Source organism: Ralstonia sp. VS2407, assembly GCF_052950655.1.
This window is the reverse complement of sequence record NZ_JBRFVG010000006.1, coordinates 281,892-298,271: the sequence shown is the minus strand read 5'-3', so window position 1 is coordinate 298,271 and position 16,380 is coordinate 281,892. Positions and strand designations below refer to the sequence as shown.

Genomic DNA, 16,380 nt, shown 5'->3' with positions numbered 1-16,380 from the left:
TCGATAAACGTCTTCCGGGCCACTGTCGGGAAGGATAGCCATCCGCCAAGATGCTGTCCACGGGCTCACGCAAATGCCCGATCCAACCGACCTTGAGGAGTCAGCCATGACCACGAACCACGCCCCGAAGCGCGCCCTGATCGTCATCGATGTGCAGAACGAATATTTCACCGGCGGCCTGCCGATCGAGTATCCGGACCCGCAGCAGACGGTGGCCAACGTTGGTGCCGCCATGGATGCCGCACGCGAGGCGGGCATTCCGGTGATCGTCGTGCAGCAAACGTCGCCCGCCAGCTCGCCGCTGTTTGCCATCGACACCGATGGCTGGCAACTGCACCCGGTGGTGGCATCTCGCCCGCGTGATCACTATCTGCGCAAGCTGCTGCCGAGCGCCTATCCGGAGACGGACCTGGCGCAATGGCTGGAAGCACGCGGCATCGATACGCTCACGGTGGTCGGCTACATGACACACAACTGCGATGCGTCGACCATCAACCATGCCCTGCACAACGGCACGGCGGTGGAGTTTCTGCACGATGCATCAGGCGCCGTGCCGTATCAGAACCAGGCAGGCTTTGCGAGTGCGGAAGAGATCCACCGCGTGTTCAGCGTGGTGCTGCAATCGCGCTTTGCGGCGGTGATGTCGACCCAGGAATGGGTGCACAGCGTGAAAACCGGCGCGGTGCCCGTGCGCGACAACATCTATAAGTCGAATCAGCGGGCGCGGGGGTTGCTCAAGGATGACGTGGCGCAACGGGCAGCCTGACAGATCAGCCGGCCACGCCCTCTTCGGCCGGCAGAAACCCGCGAAACGACACTTCCACCTGCTCCACCATCGACGCCGATGTGGCTTCGCGCAGCGCCGCCAGCAACGCATCGAACGCGCTTTCCACGGAGGCGCGGTCGGTGGCCTGGACCAGGCGCTGGCGGACCGGATGCTCGGCCGAGCTGAACGTGCGTGCCGCAATGTCCATCAGATACATGCGCGCCGCCGCCAGCGAACGCTTGCGCGCTGGTGCGGCGGGGGCACGCGCCTCGGGTGCCTCGGGCTGCGGCTCGGCCACCTGAACGAAAACTGGCTCGCCGGCAACATCGGTTGCGCTCTGAATGAACCCAGCCTGCATCAGCTCGAACACGGCCTGTGCCTCCAGGCCGAGCTGACCGGCACGCACGGCAAGGTCCTCGCCCGTGACTTGCCCGTCCACCATGATGAGCAACGCGCGGCTTGAGCGGCTGAGCGCGCCGCTGCGCGTGGCGATTTCCCGCCGCCCCGCGTCTGTCTTTTCGAATCGTGCAGATAACCCCTGCATGGCAGCCCCCTATCCTCCCCCGAAGATCGGCCCAACATAGGGCGGGTTGTTTGCAGAATCGTGAAACCGGGGCGGCTTTCCCTCGGCGGCAAACGGCAAACGCTTGCACTCAGATGGATGTCGGCAAATCCAGACACCCTCCCCCGAAGTGGGGCTGACAACGCGCACGCATCATTGATATGGCACGCACGAGCGTGGCCCGACACTGCTTCGGGAGCCCGCTCTTGCCTGCATCCGCTTCCACCTCTACCATGCGTTGTTATCGGTAACAACATTGACGCGCAAACCGTCGATAACCACCACGCCGATTCCCCGCAGAGGGAACCCTGCTCCACATAACAACCGAGACACCATGCCCGCCCAACCTCCACGCAGACTGCGCAGCCAGCTTTGGTTCGATGACCCGAACCACGCAGACATGACTGCCCTCTATGTCGAACGCTTCATGAACTACGGCCTGACGCGCGAAGAGCTGCAGTCGGGCCGGCCGATCATCGGCATTGCACAAACGGGTAGCGACCTCGCGCCGTGCAACCGGCACCACCTGGAACTGGCGCAGCGTGTGAAGGCCGGCATACGCGACGCGGGCGGCATCCCGATGGAATTTCCCGTTCACCCGCTGGCCGAGCAGAGCCGCCGCCCAACTGCCGCGCTCGACCGCAATCTCGCGTATCTCGGTCTGGTCGAGATCCTGCACGGCTTCCCGCTTGACGGCGTTGTGCTGACCACCGGTTGCGACAAGACCACGCCCGCCTGCCTGATGGCCGCCGCCACGGTCGACCTGCCAGCCATCGTCCTGTCTGGCGGGCCGATGCTGGATGGCTGGCACGAGGGTAAACGGGTCGGCTCCGGCACTGTCATCTGGCATGCGCGCAACCGACTGGCTGCCGGCGACATCGACTACGAAGGCTTCATGGAGCTGACCACTGCGTCGTCGCCATCAATCGGCCACTGCAACACGATGGGCACCGCGCTGTCGATGAACAGCCTGGCCGAAGCGCTGGGCATGTCGCTGCCCGGGTGCGCCAGCATTCCGGCGGCGTATCGGGAGCGTGGGCAGATGGCCTATACCACCGGCAAGCGCATCGTCGACCTCGTGCGCGAAGACATCCGCCCCTCGAAGATCATGACGCGCGCGGCGTTTGAGAACGCCATCATGGTGGCCTCGGCGCTTGGCGCGTCGACCAACTGCCCGCCTCACCTCATCGCCATTGCACGCCACATGGGCCTGGAACTGAGCCTCGAAGACTGGCAGCGCCACGGAGAATCGGTGCCGCTGCTGGTGAACTGCATGCCGGCGGGCGAATACCTGGGTGAGAGCTTCCACCGCTCGGGCGGCGTGCCCGCCGTATTGCGGCAGCTGGACGCGGGCGGATTGCTGCGGCGCGATTGCGCCACCGTGTCTGGCCGTACGATCGGCGCGATTGCCGATGCCGCCCCCGACGCCGACCGCGATGTGATTTTTCCTGTGGACGCGCCGCTCAAGCATCGCGCCGGCTTCATCGTGCTGTCGGGCAATTTCTTTGACAGCGCCATCATGAAGATGTCGGTAGTGGGCGAGGCGTTCCGGCAGACCTACCTGAGCGAACCCGGCGCGGAAAATGTTTTCGAGACGCGCGCGATCGTCTTCGATGGCCCAGAGGACTATCACGCCCGCATCAACGATCCGGCGCTCGAGATTGACGAGCGCTGCATCCTCGTCATTCGAGGCTGCGGAACGGTCGGCTATCCGGGCAGTGCGGAGGTCGTCAACATGGCACCGCCGGCGGCGCTCGTTAAGCAAGGGATCGAATCGCTGCCGTGCATGGGCGATGGCCGGCAGAGCGGCACCTCGGCAAGCCCATCCATTTTGAACATGTCGCCGGAGGCGGCGGCGGGTGGGGGCTTGGCGCTGCTGCGCACGGGCGATCGCATCCGCGTGGACCTCAACGCGCGCAAGGTCGATGTACTGCTCGACGCGGAAGAGCTTGAGCGCCGGCGTGAAACCGCAACGTTCAGCGTGCCGCAGTCGCAAACGCCTTGGCAGGAACTCTATCGGCAGTTCGTCGGGCAGCTTTCAACGGGCGGATGCCTGGAGCCGGCAACGCTGTATCTGAACGTCATCGAGACGCGCGGCAATCCACGGCACTCGCATTGAGGCAGGAAGCAACCGGCGGCGTGCTGCCGGCTACGCGCTCTCGCGCTCGACCACGCTGAATTCGATGCGCGAGAGTTTGCGCGTGGCCGTAGCCTCGCCAACGCCCAGCGCGTTGAGCAAGACCTCGCCCGTGCGCAGGCCGATGCCATAGGCATCGACGGAGATCGTCGTGATGGTCGGGTGGCAACACCACGCGACTTCAAAATTGCCGAAGCCCGCAACAGCGATGTCGCCGGGCACGGACAGGCCGCGGCGGTGGCATTCCATGATGGCGCCGAATGCGGACATGTCGCTCACGCACATCACGGCATCGGTGTCCGGCCAGGCTTCCAGCAAAGCGGCCATGGCAGGCCCGCCGTGGCTCATGGTGATGGGCGATTCGCCCAGGCGGATCACGCGCGGCTCGCCAAGGCCGAGCGCCTTAATTCCGCTCACGTATCCGCGCATGCGGTCGGTGCCGCGCCGGTCCAGTTTGCTTGCGCCGCACAGGAAACCGATTCGCCGGTAACCCCGCCTGTGCAGGTGATGCACCATCGCGAGCGACGCCTTGGCGTTCGAGAACCCAACCGCCATGTCGATCGGGCGGTCGGGCAGATCCCACATCTCGACAATCGGGATGCCGGCGCGCTCCAGCAGCGCGCGCGTGCCTGCACTGTGGTGGCGCCCTGTCAATGCGATAGCACGCGGCTGATGGCGCAGCAGCGACTTCACAAGCGCCTCTTCCTGGTCGAGGTGGTAGTCGGTATCACCCAGCAGCAATTGCAGGCCATGCGGCGCAAGCGCATCCGTCAAGCCGCGCACGGTGTCGGCAAAGTTGGAACTGGCCAGCGAGGGCACCAAGGCGGCGACAAACTCCGATCGTCCGCTGGACAGCATCCCGGCGGCGGCCGTTGCAACGTAGCCGAGTGCGTCGATGGCCTGTTGCACGCGTGCACGGGTCTCGGGCGACACGCTGCCGCCTGCAAGCACCCGCGACACCGTCATCTTCGAGACGCCGGCAACGCGCGCAACATCGGCCATGCGAGGAGGAGTGGTGCCGGTGGTCATGAGAAACGCCTACACGCCAAGGGAAAAGAGGAAAGAAAAAAGAGGAGTGGCGATCATAGCGGAACCGCCCACAAAGCAGCCCGTCGCTACGCCTGCGCGAGCGCGCGGCCGATGCGATCCGCCATGCCTGCAACGCCGACGACAAGGCGCTTCTCCCTGCGGGCGTCCAGCCGGCTGACGGGCACGCTGGAACTCACCGCAACGCGCTTTCCCAGCGGTGTGACACCAACGAACGCCGCAAAGCAGGCGAGCCCCGCCACCACCTCCTCGCGCTCCGTCGCCAGACCCCGCGCGCGAATGCTCTCAAGCTCATGGAGCAGATCGGCACGGCGCGTGGTGGTGCGCTCCGTCATGGCGGCAAGACGGGCCGGCAGGAGCGCGCACACCGCTTCGTCATCAAGGCTCGCAAGCAGCGCCTTGCCCAGCGCGCAGCAATGGGCCGGCAAGCGCAGGCCGACATCCGATACTAGGCGGACCGGCCGCGGTGCATCCTCCCGCGCGATATAGACGACCTCCGTGCCGTCGAGCACGGCAAGCTGCACCACTTCGTTGTGTGCGGCCACGAAGGCGGCGGATTCACGTCGGAACGCTGCCAACAAGCTGTCGTGGCGGAAATAGGCGTTGCCCAGCTCGAACAACGTCAAGCCGATCAGGTAGCCGTCTGCCCGCTTCTCGATCCAGCGGCGCTTTTCCAGAGACTCCAGCAGCAGGTACAACGTGCTTCTGGACATGCCCGTCGCCTGCGCCAACGCGGCGGGTCGCACAGGTGATGTCGCCGCGCACAGTATCTCCAGCACTTCGTGAATGCGCTTGAGCGCTGGCACCTCATAGTCTGTCTTCACTGGAAACCTACCCGGCTCATTGATTGCCTATTGTCCAATAGGTTGGAAATTACGTCACCGTGTTGGACACCCTGCATCGCCATCTCTACGATCACGCGGGTTCCCTGACAACAAGGGTGTCCAATTGACGGAGCGCAGCGCACATGACCGACATCGCCAACTACTTGCCGCGCGATCTGGAGCAGTCAACGCTCGTCGGTCGGATCTGGCGCACGACCGCCAACGGCGAGGGGCCGTCTGTCGTGGTGGTACGCAACGGTGTCGTCTTCGACATCACGGAAGCCGTGCCGACCGTGGCGGACCTGTTCGAGCATCCTGACGCACTGGCCGTTGCCCGGCAGGCGCAGGGCGAAAACCTGGGCCGCGTCGAAGCGCTTGTCGAACGCTCCATGTCTGCCGATCGCGCGGGCACCGTGCCAACCCTGCTTGCGCCGAACGACCTCCAGGCCATCAAGGCCTGCGGCGTGACGTTTGCCGTCAGCCTGATCGAGCGTGTGATCGAAGAACAGGCGGGCGGCGACCCAGCCAAGGCCCGCGACGTGCGCGAATCCATCGTCGGCGTGGTGGGCTCCGATCTCTCGAAGATCAAGCCCGGCTCCGATGCGGCCATGCGGCTCAAGGACGAACTGCAGCGCCGGGGCGCCTGGTCGCAATACATGGAAGTCGGCATCGGGCCCGATGCGGAAGTGTTCTCCAAATCGCAGCCGATGTCGGCAGTCGGGTTCGGGTCCGATGTGGGCCTGCATCCGGCCTCACGCTGGAACAACCCGGAGCCGGAGATCGTGCTGGCAGTCAGCAGCACGGGGCATGTCGTGGGGGCGGCGCTCGGCAACGACGTCAACCTGCGCGACATCGAAGGGCGCTCCGCGCTGCTGCTAGGCAAATGCAAGGACAACAACGGCTCCTGCGCCATCGGGCCGTTCGTGCGCCTGTTTGACGAGCATTTCACCATCGACACGATTCGCGCCACGCAGGTATCGCTGCGTGTTGAAGGCACCGACGACGGCTTTGTGCTCGACGGCGTGAGCCACATGAGCGAGATCAGCCGCGACCCGCTCGACCTCGTGGCCCAGACCTGCGGGCCGCACCATCAGTATCCGGACGGCTTCATGCTGTTTCTCGGCACGATGTTCTCGCCGATCAAGGACCGTGACGCGCCGGGTGCCGGCTTTACGCACCACCTCGGCGATCGCGTGACGATCAGCGCCCCACCCCTCGGCGCGCTGGTCAACACGGTGCGCCTGTCGACGGAGATCGCACCGTGGACGTTCGGTGTGCGCGCCCTGTATCGCAACCTGGCCGCACGAGGTCTCATCCGTCAGGCCTGATCGGTCTTCGCTGCGGAAAAGTCCACGGCACATTCCGTGGACGGGAGCCCCTTGACCGGCGCGCGAAACGCGAACAAGCCGCCGGCAAGCGGCTCCTTCTGCAACGCCTCGTCCGTCAGGCCCTTTCGGGCGGTGGTTGCATAGACGGTCTGCAAATCATTGCCGCCAAATGCGAGCTTGGTGATGTTGGAACACGGAAACTCGACGCGCCCGATGCATCGGCCGTCGGGCGAGAACCGCTCGATCCGGCCTCCGCCAAACAGCGCGACCCACACGCACCCTTCTTCATCGACGGCCATGCCGTCGGGGTAGCCGGTGCCCTCAATCGAGGTAAAGACGCGCTTGCGCTCCAGCCTGCCGTCGTCGTCAAGGTCGAAGGCATAGACCGCGCGCTGCAAGGTATCTGTGTGATACAGCGTGCGGCCGTCGGGGCTCGCGGTCGGGCCATTCGTGATGACGTAGCCCGAATCGCGCACGCTCAGCCGGCCATCCCGACCGACGCGGTAGAGCTGCCCGCTCGCCTCGTGCTCTGCATCGTCCATCGAGCCAAACCACAGCGCCCCGGTGCGGTCGACATAGCCGTCGTTCAGGCGGTTTCCCGGCCGATCGGTCTCGACCGGCAGCGCGCGGCTGAAGGTACCGCTTGCGAAATCGAACCGGTAGAGACCGCCCTGCACGCCGCAGACCAAGCCGCCGTCAACGCTGGGCAGCGCAAAGCCGATCTGGCCGGGCGCGACCCAGCTGCGGCGCACATCGGTATCCGGGTCATAGCGGTAGAGTCGCCTGCCTTTGATATCGACAAAGACCACGCAGCGCGACGCGGCATGCCACACCGCGCCTTCCCCAAGCGTTGCGCCAACGCGCCAGACGCATTCCGGAGTGATCGGCATCTTCATCCGCCGTACCACCCGGCATCGACAAAGTACTCGCGCGCCGTGCAGCGCGCGGCATCGTCCGACGCAAGAAACAGCGCCATGCGCGCCACGTGTTCCGGCTCGACACGCTCATGCAGGCACTGCTCGGCCAGCAGCTTGGCTTCGCTTTCGGGCGATTGCCAGAGCGCCATCTGCCGCGGCGTGCGCACCGCGCCCGGTACGATGCAATTGACGCGAATGCCGAATCCCCCAAGATCGCGCGCCAGGCCGCGCGTCAGACCTTCGATGCCGGCCTTGGCCGTCATGTAGATGGCGAGGTCCGGCTGGGCAAGGTGCCACGAGATGGACCCGAGGTTCAGGATCACGCCGCGCCCCTGCTTCTTCATGCTGGGCAGCACGGCTTGCGCGCAGAAGAACTGATGGCGCAGATTCACTTCGATGCGGTTGTCCCAATAGGCCGGCGTTACGGTTGCGATCTGATGACGGTCATCGTTCGCGGCGTTGTTGATCAGCACGTCGATGGGGCCGGTGTCGGCCTCGATGTCCGAGAACGTGCTGCTCAAGGCGTCGATGTCGCGCAGATCGCAGTAGCGGAATACCGGCGGATGCACGCACTCACCCAGCGACGCAGCCAGCGCTTCTGAGTCCGCACGCGCAATATCCAGAAACGTGACACGCGCGCCCTGTTTCGCGAAGCCTTCAACGATGGCGGCGCCAATGCCGCTACCGCCGCCGGTAATCACAACGTTCTTGTTAACAAGGCTCGGATAAATCGCATAAGACATAGGAGATTCCAGTTACAGCAAAAGGGATAAAGCCCGAAACGCAAACTCAGCGGCGGCCGGAGCGCGAGATGACGTCCACCCAGACGGCCAGCACGAGGATGCCGCCCTTGACGATCATCTGCCAGTAAGCGTCGACGTCGAGCATCGACATGCCGTTGTCGAGGCTGGCCATGACGAGCGCACCGACCAGCGCACCGTAGACCGTGCCCGCGCCGCCCCGCATGGACGTGCCGCCGATAAAGCAGGCCGCAATGGCATCCAGCTCGCCCATGGTTCCGGCGGACGGCGAGCCCGCAGCGAGCCGCGCCGTATTGACGATGCCGGCAAACGCGCACATCAGGCCCATGAGCCCGAAGATGGCCAGCTTCACGCGATCGGTGTTGATGCCCGACAGGCGCGTGGCCTCCAGGTTTGAACCCACGGAGTAGATGCGGCGCCCGAATACCGTCTGGCTGGCGATCCACGAAAAAATACCCAGCAGTGCCAGAACGAGGAGAACCGGCACCGGGATGCCGCCATAGCTGTTGAGCGTGGCGACAAACGCAACAATGACCGCGCCCGCCGCAATCAACTTGGCGACGTCTTGCCAGAACGGTGCGACGTCGAGCTCATAGCGGCGGTGCTCACGCCGCTGCCGGATTACCACGAAGATCAACAGGCAGAAGATCAGCACTGCCATGAGGTCACCCACCCGGCGCGGCAGATAGCCCTGGCCGATCAGCACGAAGCTGTCCGACACCGGCGCAATCGTCGAGCCATGTGTGAGGCCGAGCAGAATGCCGCGATACGCGAGCATGCCGCCAAGGCCAACGATGAAGGACGGAACGCCCCGGTAGGTCGACCACCATCCGTTGAACAGCCCCATGGCCACGCCGAGCAGCAGCACCACAGGCACCGTCGCCACAATTGGCCAACCCAGCCCTTGATCCAGGATGGCAGCTACGCCGCCAAGCAGGCCCAACAGCGAACCGACGGAGAGATCGATCTCGCCCGCGATGATCACGAACACCATCCCGCAGGCCAGCATCCCCGTAATGGACATCTGCCGCAGCAGATTGGAGAGATTGCGAGGCGACGTAAACGCGCCGTCGGTCAGCATTGAAAAGAACAGCCAGATCGCGGCCACGGCGATCAGCAACGCCAGGATCTTGTAGCGTGCGAAGAGTTGCCTCAGGCGCTGGGTTGCCTTGAGCGTGCGACGCGAAGGGTCCACCCCGCCGGCGGCTTGTGGGCTCGTCTGAGAAGTCATGCGTGGCCTACCTGATGAAAAGTGGATGCGTGCCGCACCGGTTGAATGGCTGCGGTCAGAATGTGTTCCTGCGTCAGCCCATCGTTCACGAAATCGCCACGCAGCTCGCCCTCGCCGATCACCAGCACGCGATCCGAAATACCGAGCACTTCGGGCAGCTCCGATGAAATGACGATGATGGCCATGCCGCGTTTGGCCAGGTCACCGATGAGCTTGTAGATTTCATACTTGGCGCCGACATCCACGCCGCGCGTCGGCTCGTCCAGAATCAGAACGCGCGGCTCGGTGAGCAGCATTCGCGTGAGGACGGCCTTTTGCTGATTGCCGCCCGACAAGCTGGCAATCGGCAGCATTGGATGCGCTGCCCGCACGGCAAGCCGCCGCATCTCTTTGCGGATCGTGTCGAGTTCGGCCGCGCCATCGATGCGCCCGAGACGCGAAAAACGCTGGAGGACGGCAAGCGTGATGTTGTGTCCGACGCTCATCAGCGAGACGATGCCGTGACGTTTTCGGTCTTCCGGCACCATCGCGATGCCCGCACGAATGGCGTCAAGTGGCGCGCGGACTTTCAACGGTTTGCCGTCAAGTACGAGCTCGACTTCGCTGGCGCCTTCATACGCGCCAAACACTGCCTGCATCAGCTCTGTGCGCCCTGCACCGACCAGCCCGGCCACGCCAAGAATTTCGCCACGCCGCACCGAAAAGGACACATCGTCGACCCGCTTGCGAGTCGGGTTGTTCGCGTCATAGCACGTCACATTGCGCGCCTCGAAAACAACCTCCCCGATGGGATGCGGTTCACGCGGGAACAGTTGCGTAATCTCGCGCCCGACCATCTGCGCGATGATGCGGTCGGTGGTGAGCGCGTCCATCGGCGCGGTCGACACATGGCGGCCGTCACGGATGACGGTGACCGTGTCGCACACTGCCTCCACCTCGTCGAGCTTGTGCGAGATATAGACGCACGCAATGCCGCGCGCTTTCAGATCGCGCACGATGTCGAGCAGGATGCGCGTTTCAGCCGCCGTAAGTGACGACGATGGCTCGTCCAGGATCAGCAGCTTGGCGCGCTTGTTGAGCGCCTTGGCGATCTCAATCAATTGCTGATGGCCGCCGCCGTAGTGCATCACGGGCAACGCCACGTTGATGCCCTGGATGTTCAGATCACGCAACAGCTTGTCCGCGCCCTGGTACATGGCCGCGTAGTTCATGCGCCCGCCGGGCAGCGTGATTTCGTTGCCGAGATAGATGTTCTCGGCCACCGACAGCTCCGGCACCAGCATCAGCTCCTGATGGATGATGACGATGCCGGCGCGCTCGGTATCGCGAATACCGCTTGCGTGCAGCGGCTGCCCTTCCCACAGGATTTCGCCATCCCAGGTGCCACTCGGGTAGACACCGGAGAGCACCTTCATGAGCGTTGATTTTCCGGCGCCGTTCTCGCCGCACAGGCCGACACACTCGCCCGGCCTCACAACCAGGTTGATACCGTCGAGCGCCTTCACACCGTCAAACGTCTTGACGATGCCGCGCATCTGCAACAGAGGTTCAGACATGCCTCGTCCTTGAGGTACGAACGCGGCCGGCGACAAAGCGTTGGCTCGTCGCCGGCACAAAGTGGCCCTGACTGCGCGACCTTATTGGCCGCCGATCTGAGCCTGCGTGTAGAAGCCGTCTTTCACCACCAGGTTGACGTTGTCTTTCGTGAGCTGGGTGGGTTGCAGCAACACCGTGTCGACCTTCTTCTTGCCGTTGTCGTACTGCGCGTTGAACTTCGGCTTGTCGCCCTTGGCGAGCGCCACGGAAAGCTGCGCGGCCTCGGTAGCAATCAGCTTGAGCGGCTTGTAGACCGTCATCGTCTGCGTGCCGGCAATCACACGCTTGACGGCGGCAAGGTCAGCATCCTGACCCGACACCGGTACCTTGCCGGCCAGCTTCTGCGCAGCCAGCGCCTGGATTGCGCCACCGGCCGTGCCGTCGTTGGATGCGACCACAGCATCGATCTTGTTGTTGTTCGCGGTCAGCGCGTTCTCGACGATACCCAGCGCCGCAGAGGCGCTCCACTCCGGCACCCATTGCGAGCCAACGACCTTGATGTCGCCACGGTCGATGGCCGGCTGCAGCACCTTCAACTGGCCCTGCCGCAGCATCTTCGCGTTGTTGTCCGTCGGTGCGCCGCCCAGCAGGAAGTAGTTGCCCTTCGGGCGCACGTTGTAGACGCCCTGCGCTTGCAGCTCGCCCACCTTCTCGTTGTCGAAGGAGATATAGGCGTCAACATCTGCATCGAGAATCAGGCGGTCGTACGACACCACCTTGATGCCGGCCTTCTTGGCTTCGGCCACCACATTGGTCAGCGCCTTGGAGTTGAACGGCACGATGACGATCACGTCGACGCCGCGCGAGATCAGGTTCTCGATCTGGGAGATCTGGCGTTGCTCGCTGGCATCCGCCGATTGCACCGACACCTTGGCACCCAGCTTTTCTGCGGCGGCGACGAAGTAGTCGCGGTCGCGCGACCAGCGCTCCACGCGCAGGTCGTCGATACAAAAGCCGATTTCCGGATGCGCCTTGCTGGCGTGCGCCAGCGGCGCTGCAATCGACAGGCTGGCGAGCATTGCACCGCAAAAGGCGGCCCTCAGAACACTACGGCGTTGGTTCGATTTCATGTCTCACTCCATCTTCTATTGTTGGTGGATACCCCTAGGCCGACGGTGCGCGTGGTGCGCCGCAATAGTGATCTCGCCCGGCTCGACGGCCATCGCATGGTGATGCGGCCGCTCAGCACGGGCAATTACGAAATTGCCCAACCGCCCTAACATTTCTTGCCACCCCGCTGCGATCGTCTGACAGCGCCCCACGCAGCCAATAGAATGTGCAAGCGCGCTGCACGCCCCAGCGCTGCAGCCGTTTGGCAACCCCTGCCACCGCGAGCGGCCCGAGCCACCATGCACCGTCAACCGTCCGATCCATCGCAGCACGCGCGCATTCATCGCATTGCGCTGCTGTTCAATGCCAACAAGGTGTATGACCGCGAGATCATCGCGGGCATTGGCGACTACATGCGCTCCACCCGCGTGACGTGGGACTTGTTTCTGGAAGAGGATTTCCGCTGCCGCCTACCCGGCATCGAGCGCTTTGACGGCGACGGCATCATTGCGGATTTCGACGACCCCGCCGTCGCCGAAGCGCTGCGCGGTTGCCCGCTACCGGTGGTGGCCGTCGGCTCATCGTATGAAGATGCAACGCAATACCCGGCAAAGGAGCCGTATGTCGCAACGGACAACGGCAAGCTGGTCGCGCTGGCCTACCGGCACCTGATCGAAGCCGGCCTGCAGCACTTTGCGCTGTACAGCCTGCCCCAGGCGCCAGAGAACCGCTGGGCACAGCAGCGCGAACTCGCCTTTACACGCTTGCGCCGGCAGGACAATCCCACCGCCCCGATCGAGCAGGAGATTTACCGGGGCCTCTCGACCAGCGCGCCGACCTGGCATCAGGCGATCGGTCAGTTGATTGAATGGCTGCGCGCCTTGCCCAAGCCCATCGGCATCATCGCCGTGACGGATGCGCGAGCCCGGCACCTGCTGCAGGCCTGCATGACGGCAGGCTTGGCCGTGCCGGAGGAAGTCGCCATCATCGGCATCGACAACGATCCGCTCACACGCACGCTGAGCCGCATCCCGTTGTCGTCCGTCATTCAGGGCACCGTGGAGATGGGGCGCACGGCCGCACACCTGCTGCATCAGATGCTGGGCGGCGCCCGCCTGGCAGGCCGGCAGATTCTCGTGCCGCCGGTTGGCATCAATGTGCTGGCGTCGTCGCGGCACCAGCCGCTTGCCAGCCCGTATGTCATGCGCGCGCGACATTTCATCCGGCAGTACGCCTGCCAGGGAATCAAGACCGAGCAGGTCGCGGACTACGTCGGTATCTCGCGGTCATCGCTCGAAGAACACTTTCGTCGTGAATTGAATTGCACCGTGCACCAGGAAATCCTTCGCCATAAGCTCGACGCCGCCAAGCACATGCTGGCCAGCCGTGATGTCGCCACCGCCGAGGTGGCGGTGCGCTGCGGCTTTACCTCCCCGCAATACATGCACGCCGTATTCCGACGCGAGCTGGATTGCACGCCACGCGAATACCAGGAACGCACCATCACAGAGGGCCAATCATGAGCATCGCGTCAGCGCTGTCCGCACACGCGCCGCTCGACGGCGCCATCTCGTCAGCAACATGGGGACAACTGCCGGGCGGTGAACCGGTTCGGCTGTTCACGCTGCGCAATGCCTTGGGCATGCGCGTTTCGATCAGCGACCTGGGGGCGACGCTCGTCTCCTGGCAAGCGCCTGACCGCGGCGGGCGCCTGGGCGAGATTCTCCTGAACCACGCGACGCCAGCCGCCTACCTTGAATCACCAGGCTATCTGGGCGGATTGATCGGACGCTGGGCGAACCGGATTGCGGGCGCGCGGTTCACGCTCGACGGCATCGACTACGCCCTCGATCGCAATGAAGGCGGCAATCTGCTCCATGGGGGGGCGAGCGGGTTTCATCGGGCGCTATGGCACGCCGAGGATCACGACGGCGCATTGGTCATGCGGCTCAACTCCCCGGAAGGCGATGCGGGATTCCCCGGCAACGTCGCCGTCCAGGTTCGCTATGCGCTTGACGACGATGGCACGCTGTCGATCGACTACGAAGCCCGGACCGATGCGCCCACGCCGATCAACCTGACAAGCCACGGGTATTTCAACCTGAGCGGCAAGCCCGGCACCGACATCAAGGGCCACATCCTGTCGATCGATGCCGACGCGTATCTGGAAGTCGATGCCAAGCTGATCCCGACACGAACAGCCAGCGTTGCGGGCACGGCGTTCGATTTTCGCCAGGGTGCGCCCATCGGGGTACGGCTGGACTGGCCTAACGCGCAACTCGCGCAGGCCGGCGGGTTCGACCACTGCTTTGTGCTGCGCAATACGGCGCCGGAGGGGCGCTCGCAGGTGCGCCCGGTCGCCCGGCTGTATGACCCCGGCAGCGGGCGCGAATTGACAGTGCTCACCGATCAGCGCGGGCTGCAGTTCTATTCGGGCCACAAGCTGGCCGGCACGCACGCGCTACGCAGCGGCTTATGCCTGGAAGCGAGCGCGTTCCCGAACCAGGTCAACATGCCCGATGCGGAAACGGTCATGTTCCGCCCGGGCCAGGTCTACCGGCAGCACACCGCATACCGCGTGTCGGTTGCTGAAGAAGCCTGAGCGAGACCTGATCCGCAGACCTAAGCCGAGCTGAGGCACGCGGCTTGGATGTTCAATGCGCAGCTGCGGCCGCGCCGTGCATGACTTCGTGCGAACCGCGAATGCCGTTGAACCATGCGTTGAGCACCACGGCCACCAGCGTGCCCATCACGATGCCGCTGTGGGTGATCGGGTGCGTCCAGTCCGGAAAGTGGTGGAAGAACGCCGGCGCCAGCGTCGGCATCATGCCAAAGCCGACCGATACGGCGATGATCAACAGGTTGTGGCGCTGTTGCTGGAAGTCGACCATGCCCAGCATGCGGATGCCGGCTGCGGCCACCATCCCGAACATCACGATGCCTGCGCCGCCCAGCACGTATTGCGGCACGGAAGCCACCACGTAAGACAGCTTCGGAAACAGCCCCAGCACGATCAACAGCAACCCGCCGGCGGCCGCCACATAGCGCGAACGCACGCCCGTGATCGACACCAGCCCGATGTTCTGCGAGAACGACGTATGCGGAAACGTGTTGAACACCCCCGCCACCACCGTCGCCAGACCGTCGGCACGCAGGCCGTTGGTGAGTTCGTTGCGCGAGATGGGCTTGCCCACCACGTGCGACAGCGCGAGGAACATGCCGGTTGATTCCACCAGCGTGATCACGATCACGATGCACATCGACATGATGGCCGACAGCTCGAACTTCGGCATGCCAAAGTGGAACGGCGTCACCAGCGTCATCAGCGGCGCGACGCTGGCGTCGGCCAGCGACACCTTGCCAAACGCCGCCGCCACCAGCGTGCCCGTCACGATGCCAAGCAGCACCGCGATATTGCACAGCAGTGCGTTGCCGAACTTGGTCAGCAACAGAATCGTCACCAGCACGAGCGCTGCAATGGCCAGGCCGAATGGATCGCCGAACGCCGGGTTCGGCACCATGTGCTTCACGCCGTCGACCACCTGCGGAATCATCTGCTGACCGCCCGCGGCCCAGTTGATGCCTACGCTCAGCAGCGAAAAGCCGATCAGCATGATGACCGTGCCCGTCACCACGCGCGGGAACAGGCCCAGCAACCGGCCCATCAGCGGCGCAATGGCAATGCCGAACACACCAGAAACGATGGACGCCCCAAAAATGCCGGGCAGCCCCATGCCGGGCTCTACGCCAATGGCGATCATCGGTGCCACCGCAGCAAATGTGACACCCATCATCACCGGCAGGCGGATCCCGAAGATCAGGAAACCGAGCGATTGGATGAGCGTGCCGATCCCAGCCGCAAACAGGTCGCAATTGACGAGGTACGAGAGATCGCTCTTCGACAGGCCAAGCGCATTGCCGACAATCAGCGGCACGGCAATCGCCCCGGCGTACATCACCAACAGGTGTTGCAGGCCAAGTGCGAACAGACGGGGCAGCGGTAGGAACTCGTTGACGGGATCGGCAACGGTGTCGGCGATTGTCGACGAAGAAGGCGAGGGTTGGCCGGGGGATTGGCGCATTGTCTGTCTCCTGGGGCCGCTCTCGTGTCAATGCCGGGAGCGTGCTTTAGGCGGATGGGGCGGATTCCATCCGCCGGCA

Annotated in this window: 14 protein-coding genes; 5 read left to right on the top strand and 9 right to left on the bottom strand. The window is 64.3% G+C overall.

Annotated elements, in window-relative coordinates:
- Nucleotides 1-106 precede the first annotated feature (106 nt).
- Entirely contained in the window at nucleotides 107-766 is a 660-nt protein-coding gene (locus ACU8YE_RS13105; RefSeq protein WP_316869653.1) for a cysteine hydrolase family protein, read from the top strand.
- A gap of 4 nt (nucleotides 767-770) precedes the next feature.
- Here ACU8YE_RS13105 and ACU8YE_RS13100 read toward each other — a convergent pair whose 3' ends face one another.
- Nucleotides 771-1,310: a hypothetical protein gene (locus ACU8YE_RS13100; RefSeq protein WP_446928892.1), complete on the bottom strand. Its 540-nt coding sequence runs from the start codon at nucleotides 1,308-1,310 to the stop codon at nucleotides 771-773.
- Between the two features lie 352 nt (nucleotides 1,311-1,662).
- Here ACU8YE_RS13100 and ACU8YE_RS13095 point away from each other — a divergent pair, with 352 nt between their 5' ends.
- Nucleotides 1,663-3,447, top strand: coding sequence for a dihydroxy-acid dehydratase (locus ACU8YE_RS13095; RefSeq protein ID WP_440477226.1), 1,785 nt, complete (start codon nucleotides 1,663-1,665; stop codon nucleotides 3,445-3,447).
- A gap of 30 nt (nucleotides 3,448-3,477) precedes the next feature.
- On the opposite strand, the gene ACU8YE_RS13090 is transcribed toward ACU8YE_RS13095, so the two are convergent.
- The gene (locus tag ACU8YE_RS13090; RefSeq protein ID WP_446928891.1) at nucleotides 3,478-4,494 is read right to left on the bottom strand and encodes a LacI family DNA-binding transcriptional regulator; all 1,017 of its coding nucleotides are present in this window, start codon (nucleotides 4,492-4,494) and stop codon (nucleotides 3,478-3,480) included.
- Between the two features lie 86 nt (nucleotides 4,495-4,580).
- A complete protein-coding gene (locus ACU8YE_RS13085) occupies nucleotides 4,581-5,336 on the bottom strand; it encodes an IclR family transcriptional regulator (RefSeq protein WP_446928890.1) in 756 nt (251 codons plus the stop codon).
- A gap of 143 nt (nucleotides 5,337-5,479) precedes the next feature.
- Between ACU8YE_RS13085 and ACU8YE_RS13080 the strand changes: the two genes are divergently transcribed.
- Complete coding sequence (locus ACU8YE_RS13080) at nucleotides 5,480-6,664, top strand: fumarylacetoacetate hydrolase family protein (protein WP_446928889.1); 1,185 nt, start codon at nucleotides 5,480-5,482, stop codon at nucleotides 6,662-6,664.
- Here the strand turns inward: ACU8YE_RS13080 and ACU8YE_RS13075 are convergent.
- The 5 genes from ACU8YE_RS13075 to xylF all read right to left on the bottom strand — a co-directional run bounded on the left by ACU8YE_RS13075 (nucleotide 6,655) and on the right by xylF (nucleotide 12,239).
- Nucleotides 6,655-7,560, bottom strand: coding sequence for an SMP-30/gluconolactonase/LRE family protein (locus ACU8YE_RS13075; protein ID WP_446928888.1), 906 nt, complete (start codon nucleotides 7,558-7,560; stop codon nucleotides 6,655-6,657). The genes ACU8YE_RS13080 and ACU8YE_RS13075 overlap by 10 nt on opposite strands.
- On the bottom strand, nucleotides 7,557-8,324 hold the full coding sequence (locus ACU8YE_RS13070; protein WP_446928887.1) for an SDR family NAD(P)-dependent oxidoreductase: 768 nt from the start codon (nucleotides 8,322-8,324) through the stop codon (nucleotides 7,557-7,559). The genes ACU8YE_RS13075 and ACU8YE_RS13070 overlap by 4 nt, the downstream gene beginning before the upstream one ends.
- Before the next feature lie 46 nt (nucleotides 8,325-8,370).
- A complete protein-coding gene (locus ACU8YE_RS13065; protein WP_252694418.1) occupies nucleotides 8,371-9,573 on the bottom strand; it encodes a sugar ABC transporter permease in 1,203 nt (400 codons plus the stop codon).
- Complete coding sequence (gene xylG, locus ACU8YE_RS13060) at nucleotides 9,570-11,129, bottom strand: D-xylose ABC transporter ATP-binding protein (protein ID WP_446928886.1); 1,560 nt, start codon at nucleotides 11,127-11,129, stop codon at nucleotides 9,570-9,572. Before xylG ends, ACU8YE_RS13065 begins: the two co-directional genes overlap by 4 nt.
- A gap of 81 nt (nucleotides 11,130-11,210) precedes the next feature.
- The gene (xylF, locus tag ACU8YE_RS13055) at nucleotides 11,211-12,239 is read right to left on the bottom strand and encodes a D-xylose ABC transporter substrate-binding protein (protein WP_232039918.1); all 1,029 of its coding nucleotides are present in this window, start codon (nucleotides 12,237-12,239) and stop codon (nucleotides 11,211-11,213) included.
- Nucleotides 12,240-12,518: 279 nt separating this feature from the next.
- On the opposite strand from xylF, the gene ACU8YE_RS13050 reads away from it, so the two are divergent.
- Both ACU8YE_RS13050 and ACU8YE_RS13045 read left to right on the top strand, forming a co-directional pair.
- Nucleotides 12,519-13,742 (top strand): XylR family transcriptional regulator, encoded by a 1,224-nt coding sequence (locus ACU8YE_RS13050; protein WP_260801422.1) that lies wholly within the window; start codon nucleotides 12,519-12,521, stop codon nucleotides 13,740-13,742.
- Nucleotides 13,739-14,821, top strand: a complete 1,083-nt coding sequence (locus ACU8YE_RS13045) for an aldose epimerase family protein (protein WP_446928885.1) — start codon at nucleotides 13,739-13,741, stop codon at nucleotides 14,819-14,821. The genes ACU8YE_RS13050 and ACU8YE_RS13045 overlap by 4 nt, the downstream gene beginning before the upstream one ends.
- A 52-nt stretch (nucleotides 14,822-14,873) precedes the next feature.
- Here the strand turns inward: ACU8YE_RS13045 and ACU8YE_RS13040 are convergent, their stop codons facing one another.
- The gene (locus ACU8YE_RS13040) at nucleotides 14,874-16,301 is read right to left on the bottom strand and encodes a nucleobase:cation symporter-2 family protein (protein ID WP_322019061.1); all 1,428 of its coding nucleotides are present in this window, start codon (nucleotides 16,299-16,301) and stop codon (nucleotides 14,874-14,876) included.
- Nucleotides 16,302-16,380: the final 79 nt, after the last annotated feature.

Coding starts and splice junctions, on each gene's coding strand:
- ACU8YE_RS13080 (WP_446928889.1), top strand. CDS start 5,480: ATGACCGACATCGCCAACTACTTGCCGCGCGATCTGGAGCAGTCAACG.
- ACU8YE_RS13040 (WP_322019061.1), bottom strand. CDS start 16,301: ATGCGCCAATCCCCCGGCCAACCCTCGCCTTCTTCGTCGACAATCGCC.
- ACU8YE_RS13045 (WP_446928885.1), top strand. CDS start 13,739: ATGAGCATCGCGTCAGCGCTGTCCGCACACGCGCCGCTCGACGGCGCC.
- ACU8YE_RS13100 (WP_446928892.1), bottom strand. CDS start 1,310: ATGCAGGGGTTATCTGCACGATTCGAAAAGACAGACGCGGGGCGGCGG.
- ACU8YE_RS13070 (WP_446928887.1), bottom strand. CDS start 8,324: ATGTCTTATGCGATTTATCCGAGCCTTGTTAACAAGAACGTTGTGATT.
- xylG (WP_446928886.1), bottom strand. CDS start 11,129: ATGTCTGAACCTCTGTTGCAGATGCGCGGCATCGTCAAGACGTTTGAC.
- ACU8YE_RS13050 (WP_260801422.1), top strand. CDS start 12,519: ATGCACCGTCAACCGTCCGATCCATCGCAGCACGCGCGCATTCATCGC.
- ACU8YE_RS13090 (WP_446928891.1), bottom strand. CDS start 4,494: ATGACCACCGGCACCACTCCTCCTCGCATGGCCGATGTTGCGCGCGTT.
- ACU8YE_RS13075 (WP_446928888.1), bottom strand. CDS start 7,560: ATGAAGATGCCGATCACTCCGGAATGCGTCTGGCGCGTTGGCGCAACG.
- ACU8YE_RS13095 (WP_440477226.1), top strand. CDS start 1,663: ATGCCCGCCCAACCTCCACGCAGACTGCGCAGCCAGCTTTGGTTCGAT.
- xylF (WP_232039918.1), bottom strand. CDS start 12,239: ATGAAATCGAACCAACGCCGTAGTGTTCTGAGGGCCGCCTTTTGCGGT.
- ACU8YE_RS13105 (WP_316869653.1), top strand. CDS start 107: ATGACCACGAACCACGCCCCGAAGCGCGCCCTGATCGTCATCGATGTG.
- ACU8YE_RS13065 (WP_252694418.1), bottom strand. CDS start 9,573: ATGACTTCTCAGACGAGCCCACAAGCCGCCGGCGGGGTGGACCCTTCG.